Origin of the sequence: Streptomyces sp. SS1-1, assembly GCF_008973465.1 — a bacterium.
Taxonomy (GTDB): Bacteria; Actinomycetota; Actinomycetes; order Streptomycetales; family Streptomycetaceae; genus Streptomyces.
The window spans coordinates 3,001,501-3,013,020 of the sequence record NZ_WBXN01000004.1 but is presented as its reverse complement, the minus strand read 5'-3'; the positions used below and the strand labels follow the sequence as shown (position 1 = coordinate 3,013,020).

Sequence of the window (11,520 nt, the reverse complement as noted above, 5' to 3'; positions counted from 1 at the left end):
GGAGGGGACCGCCATGCCGGGTGACGTACTGCGCGAGGAACTCGCCGGGCTTCTCGACACTCCCGGCGTGCCAGACGGCGGCGACGTCCTGGACGTGCTGTGGATCGCCCGGCTCAGCGGCCTCGACCCCGTCGACTGGTCGCTCCTCGGCGATGGCGCTGACCCCACGGCGCCCGCTCCTCCCGCGGAGCCCCGGCCGCCCGCGGCACCGAACGAGCCTCCCGCCGCCCCACCCGGCCCCGATCCCCCCACGGCCCATCTGCATCTGTCCGCCGGCGGTCCGCATCCCGCCGGTGTCCGCTCCGGCGGCGCCCACGCCGTTCGGGTCACCCAGCCCAAAGCGCTCACCGACGCGCTGGCCCTGACCCGGGCCCTGCGTCCGCTCCGCCAGCGGGTGCCCTCCACCCGGACCCGTACCCTGGACGTGGCCGCCACCGCCGCGGCCTCCGGCGACACCGGCCTGTTCCTGCCGGTCCTGCGTCCGGCCGACGAACGCCGCTTCTCCGTCGACCTGCTGATCGACACTGGCGCGACGATGACGGTCTGGCGCCGCCTAGCCAACGAACTGCGCACTCTGCTCGCTCGGCACGGGGCCTTCGCCGACGTCCGCGCCTGGGCTCTGAACACCGATGAGGCGCAGCCGACACTGGCGCCCTTCCGGCTGGGCGCACGGCCGGCCTCCCCCACCCGGAACTGGAAGCAGTCCCTGGCGGACTCGGTCGGGCGACGCGTCGTGCTCGTGCTGACCGACGGCGTCGGCCCGGCCTGGTATGGCGCGGATCTCCCCGAGACCCTGGCCACCTGGTCCACGCGACGACCCGTCGCCGCGCTCCACGTCCTGCCCAGCCGCCTCTGGCACCGCACGGGCCTGCGTGCTGTGCCCGTACGGGCTAGGGGTACGGACACGAGGCGCGCCACCATCGACGTGCGCTCCTCCGGGCCGCTGCCGGGTATCGCGCGAGGACGGGCGGGGGCGGCGGACCGCGCCCGGATCCTGTGGTTGCCCGCTTTGGAGGTGGCGGGAGACTGGCTGGGACCATGGGCCCGGCTGGTCTCCGGTCGTACGGCAGACCCGGTACCGCTGCAGGCCGTGCCTCTGACGGTCGTACAGCGGCCAGGCCCGGTAGGGCCGGAGGACGAGCCGGATACGTCGGCGGCGTGGATCGACCGGTTCGAGCAGGGCTACTCGCCGGAAGCGTTCGCACTCCTGCGCCTGCTGGCCGCAGCCCCCTTGAGCCTGCCCGTGATGCGGCTGGTCCAGCGGACCATGCTCCCGTCCTCGACGCCGATGCATCTCGCTGAGATCTTCCTCTCCGGTCTCCTGGTGCGCCGTACTGCGGCCGGCCCCGGTGAGGACCCGGACAGCGTGCTGTACGACTTCCGGGACGGCGTACGCGAGGCGCTCCTGGACCGGTTGACCCGGACCGAGTCGATGCATGTGCTGGAGCAGGTCGTCGACGGGGTGAGCGAGAGGGTGGCAGCGACCTTCGGCGGCGTCACCGACTTCGGGGCGCTGGTGGCCGCCGCCGAGCGCGCCGGGGGTCCGGAAGGCCTTGAACTCCCGGAAGGCAGCCGGGCGTTCGCAGAGGTCGCGATGGCTGTCATCGGTGGGGTCGGGGGGGACTACGCGCAGGTCGCCGCGCATCTGATGCGGGGCCGGACCCAGGCTTCGGAGGACCGGCGGGACGTTCGGGAGGGAAGCCGGCGGCGGGGGCGCAGACGCCGGGGGTTCACCTGGCTCGGCGGGAAGGGGGACCGTCAGCAGATGGGCCTCGCCAAGCCACTTCGCTTCGCGGTGGGGGGTGATGGTCACGGCGGGCAGCAGCGAGTCCCGAGACGATTGCCCGAACTGCCGCCGCACTACATCGTTCGCACGGAGGCCACGGACGTCGTCCGGGCTCTGGTGCGCGACGGCTCACCCGGGCGTCCGACCAGGGAGACGTGTGTCATCGAGGGCGCCGCCGGCGTGGGGAAGACCACGCTCGCCGCCTACTGCGCCACTGGCCTCAGTTCACAGTTCACGCTGGTCAGGTGGGTCCGGGCCCACAACCGAGAGACGCTGCTGGAGGAACTCACCGCATTGGCGGACGACCTTGGTGTCCCTCGTGGCGAGGAGGACAGGCACTCCTTCCCCACCGTACGGTTGAGCGCGTTGCGGGACCATCTGGCCCGCCACCCCGGCTGGCTGCTGATCTATGACGGCGTCACCTCGGAGACGTTCCGGACCGCGCCCGGTGATCCGCCCGACGGGCAGACGCTGTGCCTGTCACCAGAGGGGCGCGGCAACGTTCTGGTGACGTGTGCTGTGGGAACACGATGGCCGGGGACGGCCCACCGGAGGCTCGAACTGGAGGAACCCGACCGCGAGACCGCGGTCAACTTCCTCGCGAGCAAGGTATCCGCGGGGCGCGTCCGGAGCGGCGTACGCGACGAACTCGCCATCCTGGTCGACCTCGTGGGAACAAGCCCGGCGACCCTGGCCCAGACGGCCTCGACACTGGCGGAACGCGGTAAGGCAGTTCGGCAGCTCGTCATCGAGATCCTGCTTGAAGGCACACGCGTTCACCGGCTCCTGGAGGCGCTGGTGTGGATCACCACAGGAAGCAAAGTCGTCGGTACCGGTGTCGCTGTCCGGCCCGATGTCGTGATCACCAGCGGCATCGATCCGTCTTCGGGCCCTTTCCGCGTTCATCGGGACGGTGGTCGGTCCCTTGCTGTACGCCGCGTGGCGACGCACAGTGCGGGTCCCGGGTTCGTCATGTTAGTGGTGAGCGAAGCAGCACTCCCGACGGTGGAGCTGTCCGGCCCGGGTGAGCGCGCCGTGGGTCGTCTGTGGTACCACCGCAATTCCTCACAGAAGCCCACGCTCATGGGTGACCTTGCGATCTCGCGACTGCGGACAGCCGTACCGGGGACGGCGTTGTTCGATCCCGACGGGCGACTGCACTCCGTCGTCGTGTCGCGCGGTGACGACGCGCTACCCGTCTCGCTCGAACTCATCCGATGGCTCGAAGGGACGCTCACGTCCCAAGGCGCGGCACGGGTCCGTGACAGCGCTCCGCGGCCGGGACCGCTGTTCTACCTCAGCTACGCACGCCGGCCCGGATCACATCCCGGGGAGAGTGGCCAGGAGTACCGGTTCTTTACGGACCTGACCAAGCGTCTTGCCGCAGTGGCTGACATCCCCACGGAAGACCTTGGCTTCTTCGACCCGCCGGCGCACCCGAGCATCGAGGGGCACACGCTGATGAAGTCGGCGTTGGCCTCCGCTCGGGTGTTCGTGGCCCTCCTCTCACCGCAGTACTTCGCGAGCACCTGGTGCGGTATGGAGTGGGATGCCTTCTCCCGACGCGAACTACGGCAGCGAAGTACGCCAGGGCATGGGCGCTCGGCGATCGTGCCGGTGCTGTGGACACCCACCAGCACCAAGGCCCTGCCGGCGCCCGCCATGAATCCCACTCACGCCGTCAAGAGCCGGGACGTCACGGATCGCGCACAGGGCATCCTGGCGCTCATGGAGCATGGCAACCCGGAGGCATACGAGCGCGCGGTACACGACATCGCCAGGACGATCCTGAACACCGCTCGAAGGACCCGCCTCGACCCTTGCGACCCCGCGCTCTTCGACGACCTGCGCAACGCTTTCGCTCCCGAACAGGATTAGCCGACCTGCTGGATGAACGCGGTCCAGGCGGACGCGGAGAAGACGAGCGCCGGGCCGGTGGGGCGTTTGCTGTCACGGACGGGGACGGAAGAGGGTGCCGTGTCGGCGACTTCGAGGCAGTCGCCGCTGTCCCCGCCGCTATGGCTCGACTTGCGCCACGAGGTCAGGACGGAGGCGTCAGGGATGCGGTGCTCGGTGCGCTTCATGCTCGTAATCCTCCGCGGCAGACCTGAGGAGGGCCAGAGATGCCCGGTGCGACAACGCGTCGCCCAGCGCGTGATCGTAGGCCACCTGGCATTCGCGGACCACGGACGGCAGTTCCCAGACGCGGCCGTTCCTCAGGCCTTCCACGTAGGCGACGGGCGGCAGGTCCTCGAACCACATCAGGGAGACGAAGCCCTCCAGCAGCGCGTGATATCCGGCCGCGAAGGGCAGGACGTGCACACGGATGCGCCGGGTCTCTCCGAGCGACAGGATGTGCCGGAGCTGTTCCGCCATCACGGCGGGCCCTCCGATCGGTCGTCGCAGCACGGCCTCGTCGAACACCGCCCATACGGTCGGGGTGCCGGGATCGTCGAGGATGCGTCCGCGCTGGAGCCGTGTGACGAGCAACGCGTCACGTTGCTCGTCGCTCCTCTGCGTGGCACCGGAACTGAGCACCTCGCGCGCGTACGCGGGCGTCTGGAGGACGCCGGGCACCAACTTCGGCGCGTACAGCCGGATCTCGGTGGCCTGCCCCTCGAACTCGGCGGCACCTTTGAAGTGTTCCGCCACCTTGCGGCCGTCCAGTACCGGCAAGAAGTTCTCGAAGAAGCCGTCCGTACCCAGCACTTGGTCCAGCCGCCGGGCGTCCTCGGCATCCGGTCTGCGGCGACCGCCCTCGATGTGCGCGATATGCGTCCGCGACATCACCGCCCGCTGGCTCAGCTCCTCCTGTGTCAGCCCCGCCGCCTCCCGGCGCCGCTTCAGCTCCGCGCCGTACTGCTCCCGCGAACGCGGATTGTCCTCGATGGCCACCCCGGCAACTCCCCTCCGTGCGGACTCCGTTGTCACACTGAGCCACCTTCCGAGCGTACCCACGGTGACGTCACCGTGTGTCGGAGACGGCACGGAAAGTGAAAGGTGACGACGTGGAACAGGCTGAGCAGGAGAAAGACCCGTTCGAGGAGGTGCCCGGGCCCGCGCTCACGCTGCGTGTCTCCCGGGACGGCGGGCGGACCTGGGGACCGAGGGTGACGTACCAGCCGTCCCGCAAGGACACGCCCTTCGACCTCGCGGGCCGCTTCCCGCCCTGCCGGTGCCCCCGGTGCGTCCGACCCGGGTAGGACGCGGGTACGGCCTGCGGTGGACGCCCCGCCGGGGGTGCCCGGCATAGCGTCCACCGCATGACCCGATCACGCCTGTTACCGATCGCGGCGGCCGTCGCGCTCGTCCTCGGTCCTGCCTTCGCCCTGCCGGCCGCCGCCGCGGACCCGGCCGCACCCGCCGCACCCGCCGCGTCCGCCGCGCACTCCGCGCCGGCCCAACTGCCCCGCCCGACCGGACCGTACGCCGTCGGCCGCGACACCCTGCACCTCGTGGACACCGGCCGTCCCGACCCGTGGGTGCCCTCCGCCGGGCCACGGCAGCTGATGGTGTCCCTGTCCTACCCGGCCCGCCGGGGCACGGGCGGGCCGACGGCGCCGTACATGACGCTCGACGAGGCCCGGCACCTGATCCGGCTGCGGGCGTCCGGGGCAGCCGTCCCGCCCGAGGTCATCAGCGGGGTACGGACCTGGGCGCACACCGGGGCGCGGCCCGCGTCCGGCAGGTTCCCGCTCGTCGTGCTGTCGCCGGGCTTCTCGTTCCCGCGTTCGACGCTCACCGGTCTCGCCGACGACCTGGCGAGTCGGGGGTACGTCGTCGCGCTGGTCGACCATCCGTACGAGAACGCCGGTACGACGCTGCCCGACGGGCGGACCCTGCCGTGCGTCCTGTGCGAGGAGCCTCCGGAGGGCGGGATGCGGGCCGTCGCCGAGAGCCGGGCCGTGGACGTCTCCTTCGTGCTCGACCGGCTCACCGGGCCGCGCCCCGCGTGGCGGCACGCGCGCGTGATCGACGCCCGCCGGGTCGGCATGGGCGGGCACTCCATCGGCGGGGACGCGGCCGCCGCCACGATGGCCGCCGACGCGCGGGTGCGGGCCGGCGTGAACATGGACGGCACCTTCTTCTCCCCGGTGCCCGCCGGCGGCCTCGACGGGCGGCCGTTCCTGATGTTCGGGGCCACGGACCGTACGGCGGACCGGACATGGGACGACGCCTGGGTCTCACTGGACGGCTGGAAGCGGTGGACGACCGTCGCCGGCGCGGACCACGGGTCGTTCACCGACGTGCCGCTGCTCGGGGAACTGGCCGGCATCCCCGACACCGCCGCGCTGCCCTACGCGCGGGGAGCGCACCTCACGCGCGCGTACGTCGCCGCCTTCTTCGACCGGCACCTCAAGGGCCTGCCGCGACCGCTGCTCGACGGCCCGTCACCGGCGTACCCGGAGATCTCCGTCCGCCGTCCCTGAGGCCCGTCCCGGTACCGCCGGGGCGGCTTCCCGCTTGACCCTCACGCGGCGGGAGGGTGGAGGCTGGGTGCGCCGAAGGGCGCAGCGACCCTGACACGGCCTCCACCCCGAGGGGGAGAGCCCCTAGGGGTACCTCCGTACCAGGTCTCGGGGAGGGTTGGTACCGGCGGAGGACGAGAGGGCGGGGGCCGCGTCCTTAACCTGGCTTTACGCCGCCGGGGGGTGGCTGACCGAACCGGTGGGGGTGGGGTTTTCCCCCGCAGAAGACGGGGCCGGGCACCAGCGCGCCGGACCCCCTCCCGACCCGAGACTGAACGCCGTACCGAGATGGCGTGACGCGCCTGCTGACCGACTTAGGAGACATACCGTGACTTCGGCTGTGACCATTCCCAGGCACGGGGGTACTGGAGGGCGTACGGCCGTTGCCGCGCGGGCGCGGCAGGTCGTGAAGGCGTACGGGTCGGGGGAGACCCGCGTCGTCGCCCTGGACCACGTGGACGTGGACATCGCCCGTGGGCAGTTCACCGCGATCATGGGCCCCTCGGGGTCCGGCAAGTCCACCCTGATGCACTGCCTCGCCGGGCTCGACACCGTCACCAGCGGGCAGATTTACCTGGACGAGACCGAGATCACCGGTCTGAAGGACAAGAAGCTCACCCAACTGCGGCGCGACCGCATCGGGTTCATCTTCCAGGCGTTCAACCTGCTGCCCACACTGAACGCCCTGGAGAACATCACGCTGCCGATGGACATCGCCGGCCGCAAGCCGGACAAGGCGTGGCTCGGGCGGGTCGTGGACACCGTCGGCCTGTCCGACCGGCTCAAGCACCGGCCGACGCAGCTCTCCGGCGGCCAGCAGCAGCGGGTCGCGGTCGCCCGCGCCCTCGCCGCCCGGCCGGAGATCATCTTCGGTGACGAGCCCACCGGCAACCTGGACTCCCGCGCCGGCGCCGAGGTCCTCGGCTTCCTGCGCACGTCCGTGGACGAGCTGGGCCAGACCATCGTGATGGTCACCCACGACCCGGTCGCCGCCTCCTACGCGGACCGGGTGCTGTACCTCGCCGACGGACGCATCGTCGACGAGATGCACAAGCCGACGGCGGAGGCCGTCCTCGACCGCATGAAGGACTTCGACGCCCGGGGGCGCACGTCATGACCGTCGTGAAGACCTCGCTGCGCAACTTCTTCGCGCACAAGGGCCGGATGGCGCTGTCCGCGGTGGCGGTCCTGCTGTCCGTGGCGTTCGTGTGCGGCACGCTCGTGTTCACCGACACGATGAACACCACCTTCGACAAGCTCTTCGCGGTCACCTCCTCCGACGTCAGCGTCAGCCCGAAGGACGCCGAGGACGAGGACGACGGCGCCGGCACCGGCCGGCCCGCCTCGCTGCCGGCGTCGGTCGTCGAGCAGGTCGCCTCGGCCGAGGGCGTCAAGAAGGCGGAGGGCGCGGTCACGTCGATGAACGTGACCGTCGTGAACGCCGACAACAAGAACATGGGGTCGTCCACCGGGGCGCCCACCCTCGCCGGCAACTGGACCGAGAACGACCTGCGGTCCATGGAGATCACCTCCGGGCACGCCCCGCGCGGCCCCACCGAGGTGATGGTCGACGCCGACACCGCCGACAAGCACGACCTGAAGCTCGGTGACGAGCTGCGCACCATCGCCGCCACCGGCGACATCCGCGCGAAGATCGTCGGCATCGCCTCCTGGAAGGTGACCAACCCGGGCGCGGCCGTCGTCTACTTCGACACCGAGACCAGCCAGCGTGCCCTGCTCGGCGCCACCGGCCGCTTCACCCAGGTCTCCGTCACCGCCGCGGACGGCGTGAGCGACACCCAGCTCAAGCGGAACGTGGCCCAGGCCCTGGACGGCTCGTACAAGATCCAGACGGCCAAGGAGAACGCCGACGAGAACCGCAAGGACGTCGGCGAGTTCATGGACATCATCAAGTACGCCATGCTCGGCTTCGCCGGGATCGCGTTCCTGGTGGGCATCTTCCTGATCATCAACACCTTCTCGATGCTGGTCGCCCAGCGCACCCGGGAGATCGGCCTGATGCGGGCCATCGGCTCCTCGCGCCGCCAGGTCAACCGGTCGGTGCTGGTGGAGGCGCTGCTGCTCGGCTTCGTCGGCTCCGTCCTCGGCGTCGGCGCGGGCGTCGGGATCGCCGTCGGCCTGATGAAGCTGATGTCGATGGCCGGGATGAACCTGTCCACCGACGACCTCACGGTGAAGACGACGACCCCGGTGGTCGGCCTGATCCTCGGTGTCGTGGTCACGGTGCTGGCCGCCTACCTGCCGGCCCGCCGCGCCGGGAAGGTCTCCCCGATGGCCGCCCTGCGCGACGCCGGCACCCCGGCCGACGGCCGGGCCGGCCGGGTGCGCGGCCTGATCGGCCTGGTGCTCACCGGCGCCGGCGCGGCCGCCCTGTACGCGGCGGCCACCGCCGACAAGGCGAGCGACGGCGCGCTGATGCTGGGCGGCGGTGTGGTGCTGTCCCTGATCGGCTTCGTCGTCATCGGCCCGCTCCTCGCGGGCGGTGTGGTCCGGGTGATCAGCGCGGTGCTGCTGCGGGCGTTCGGGCCCGTGGGCCGCATGGCCGAGCGCAACGCCCTGCGCAACCCGCGCCGCACCGGCGCCACCGGTGCCGCCCTGATGATCGGCCTCGCCCTGGTGGCGTGCCTGTCGGTGGTCGGCTCCTCGATGGTCGCCTCGGCGACGAGCGAGCTCGACAAGTCGGTCGGCGCGGACTTCATCGTGCAGAGCCAGCAGCAGCCGATCGTCCCGCAGGCCGAGAAGGCCATGGAGGACACGCCGGGCCTCGCCCACGTCACCCGCTACAAGAGCGTCGACGCCACCCTGACCTCGCCGGACGGCAGGACCGACGACTCCGGGGTCACGGCCGCCGACCCGACGTACGCCGAGGACCTGCGCCGTACGACGACGCAGGGCACCCTGTCCGCCGCCTACGGCAAGGACGCCATGTCCGTCGGCAGCGACTACGCGAAGAAGCACGGCGTGCGCGTCGGCGACACGATCACCGTCGCCTTCAAGGGCGGTGAGACGGCGAAGCTGAAGGTCGCCGCCATCACCGACGACGACACCGCCATCGACCAGGGCGCCCGGTACCTGAGCATCGACACCCTGCGGAAGTACCTGCCGGCGGACCGCGTCCCGCAGAACGTGATCATGTTCGCCAAGGCGGAGGACGGCAAGCAGGACGTCGCGTACGCCGCCCTGAAGAAGGCGCTCGACCCGTACCCGCAGTACCAGGTCCGCGACCAGACCGACTACAAGGAGGAGCTGAAGGACCAGGTCGGCCAGCTCCTGAACATGGTCTACGGCCTGCTGGCCCTGGCGATCATCGTGGCGGTCCTCGGCGTGGTGAACACGCTGGCGCTGTCGGTGGTCGAGCGGACCCGGGAGATCGGCCTGCTGCGCGCCATCGGCCTCTCCCGCCGGCAGCTGCGCCGCATGATCCGCATGGAGTCCGTGGTGATCGCCCTCTTCGGCGCCCTGCTGGGCCTCGGACTGGGCATGGGCTGGGGTGCGACCGCCCAGCGGCTGCTCGCCCTGGAGGGCCTGGACGTCCTCGAGATCCCGTGGGGGACGATCGCCGGGGTGTTCGTCGGCTCGGCCTTCGTGGGCCTGTTCGCCGCCCTCGTGCCGGCGTTCCGGGCGGGCCGGATGAACGTGCTCAACGCCATCGCGACCGAGTAGCCACCGCACACGGGGGTTGCGGGGGACGGGCCCGGCCCGGCCGGGAGGGGACACCCTCCCGGCCGGGCCGCCGCTCGTCTCACCGGCCCTGGCGCTCCAGCAGGACGACCCCGTAGGCCGTGCCCTGGACGCCGTACCGGGCGCCGGGGTGCAGGGTGCGGGCGTACGCCTCGACGTCGCGGTAGCGCTTGCGGGAGTTGTCCAGGGCGATGTAGTCCGGGTCGACGCCCTGGGTGTTGCTCACCCAGAACACCCGGCAGCGCGAGGTGAGGCGGCTGATCGGGGCGATGTTCGCCTCCACGGAGGCGCCGTCCGGGACCTCGGCGAGCAGCCGCTCGATCGCGGTGACCCGCTCCGGCTTGCGGTAGATCTCGCTCTCGGTCACGGCGGCCAGCGGCAGCGAGGTCGTCAGCGCCAGCGAGGCGCCCGCGACGGCCGCCGGGAGGTGCTGGGCGTACGACCGCAGCCATGGGCGGGGGCTGTGCCGGGACGTGTGCACGGCGTCGACGAGCGCGAGGGCGGCGACCGGCATCAGGACGGCGCTGTAGTGCCAGTCCGTACCCCAGTACTGCGGGTACGAGGAGACGAACCGCCACCCGATCGTGGGCAGCGCCACGAGCAGCAGCGGGGAGCGCAGGGCGAGCAGCCCGGTCGTCGGTATCAGGATCCAGCCGAGGGTGCGGAGCTTGGTGTCCAGGCCGTCCAGCGGCCCCCCGCCGCCCGATTCGCCCACCTTGTTCCAGTAGTCGTAGGAGCCCGCCGAGTTGAACGCCGGTATCAGCACCAGCAGCGTGACGGCGACGGCCACCGCCCCGAACGCGGCGACGCCGACCGCGTACCGGGCCGCGCGCGGGGAGGCGTCGCGCGCCCGCCAGGCGACGACCACGGCCAGCGCGCTCAGCGTGAACCCCAGGTCCTCCTTCACGAGCACCAGCGGCAGCGCCCACAGCAGGGCGGCCCGCCAGCGCCGGGCCAGGACCGCCTCCAGCGCGAACGCGAGCAGCGGCACGGCGAAGCAGATCTCGTGGAAGTCGAAGTCGACGGCCTGCTGGATGCCCCAGGACAGCCCGTAGGAGACGCCGACCGCAAGCCCGCGCCCCCGGCCCAGCAGGCGGGCGGCGGCCCGGGCGACCGGGACGGCCGACAGCGCGAACAGCGCCGCCTGCGCGACGAGCAGGGTGACGGAGGACGGGAACAGCCGGTAGAGCGGCGCGAGCAGCACGGTCACCGGGCTGAAGTGGTCGCCGAGGATGTTGAACCCCGGCCCCTTGAGATCCGCGACCGGCGCCTGGAGGTGCGCGTAGGAGCGTATGACCTGCTCGAAGATGCCGAGGTCCCACGAGCGCTGCCCCAGATGGCGGTACCGCCCGACCGACACGACGGCGTATCCGGCGAACAGCGTGAGGGCCAGCACCCAGGGGTCCCACCGCCCGGCCCCGGCCGGCGACGACTCCCCGGCACGCGGATCGGTTCCCGGTATCGCGGGGTCCGTGGAGACGTCCGGTGTCGCGGAGGCGGCGCGGGTGGGCATGGGGGGACTTTACGTGGCGGGGGCGGGGCGCCCGGCCCTGAGGGGGCGGG

8 protein-coding genes are annotated in these 11,520 nt (G+C 71.7%); 5 read left to right on the top strand and 3 right to left on the bottom strand.

All coding sequences use genetic code 11. The features are described 5' to 3' along the window. Positions 1–13 precede the first annotated feature (13 nt). Positions 14–3,664, top strand: a complete 3,651-nt coding sequence (locus F8R89_RS14830) for a TIR-like protein FxsC (protein WP_151784426.1) — start codon at positions 14–16, stop codon at positions 3,662–3,664. Here F8R89_RS14830 and F8R89_RS14825 read toward each other — a convergent pair. Both F8R89_RS14825 and F8R89_RS14820 read right to left on the bottom strand, forming a co-directional pair. Further along, positions 3,661–3,870: a DUF397 domain-containing protein gene (locus F8R89_RS14825; protein WP_151784425.1), complete on the bottom strand. Its 210-nt coding sequence runs from the start codon at positions 3,868–3,870 to the stop codon at positions 3,661–3,663. The two genes, F8R89_RS14830 and F8R89_RS14825, sit on opposite strands and share 4 nt — an antisense overlap. Further along, a complete protein-coding gene (locus tag F8R89_RS14820; RefSeq protein WP_151784424.1) occupies positions 3,842–4,681 on the bottom strand; it encodes a helix-turn-helix domain-containing protein in 840 nt (279 codons plus the stop codon). Before F8R89_RS14820 ends, F8R89_RS14825 begins: the two co-directional genes overlap by 29 nt. Before the next feature lie 113 nt (positions 4,682–4,794). Here F8R89_RS14820 and F8R89_RS14815 point away from each other — a divergent pair, with 113 nt between their 5' ends. The 4 genes from F8R89_RS14815 to F8R89_RS14800 all read left to right on the top strand — a co-directional run bounded on the left by F8R89_RS14815 (position 4,795) and on the right by F8R89_RS14800 (position 9,939). Then, entirely contained in the window at positions 4,795–4,989 is a 195-nt protein-coding gene (locus F8R89_RS14815) for a hypothetical protein (RefSeq protein WP_079033992.1), read from the top strand. A 60-nt stretch (positions 4,990–5,049) separates the two neighbouring features. Beyond that, complete coding sequence (locus tag F8R89_RS14810) at positions 5,050–6,216, top strand: alpha/beta hydrolase family protein (protein ID WP_151784423.1); 1,167 nt, start codon at positions 5,050–5,052, stop codon at positions 6,214–6,216. A gap of 367 nt (positions 6,217–6,583) precedes the next feature. Further along, complete coding sequence (locus F8R89_RS14805) at positions 6,584–7,372, top strand: ABC transporter ATP-binding protein (protein WP_151784422.1); 789 nt, start codon at positions 6,584–6,586, stop codon at positions 7,370–7,372. Continuing rightward, on the top strand, positions 7,369–9,939 hold the full coding sequence (locus F8R89_RS14800) for an ABC transporter permease (RefSeq protein WP_151784421.1): 2,571 nt from the start codon (positions 7,369–7,371) through the stop codon (positions 9,937–9,939). Before F8R89_RS14805 ends, F8R89_RS14800 begins: the two co-directional genes overlap by 4 nt. A 79-nt stretch (positions 9,940–10,018) precedes the next feature. On the opposite strand, the gene F8R89_RS14795 is transcribed toward F8R89_RS14800, so the two are convergent. Beyond that, the gene (locus F8R89_RS14795) at positions 10,019–11,470 is read right to left on the bottom strand and encodes a DUF2079 domain-containing protein (RefSeq protein ID WP_151784420.1); all 1,452 of its coding nucleotides are present in this window, start codon (positions 11,468–11,470) and stop codon (positions 10,019–10,021) included. Between the last annotated feature and the right edge of the window lie 50 nt (positions 11,471–11,520).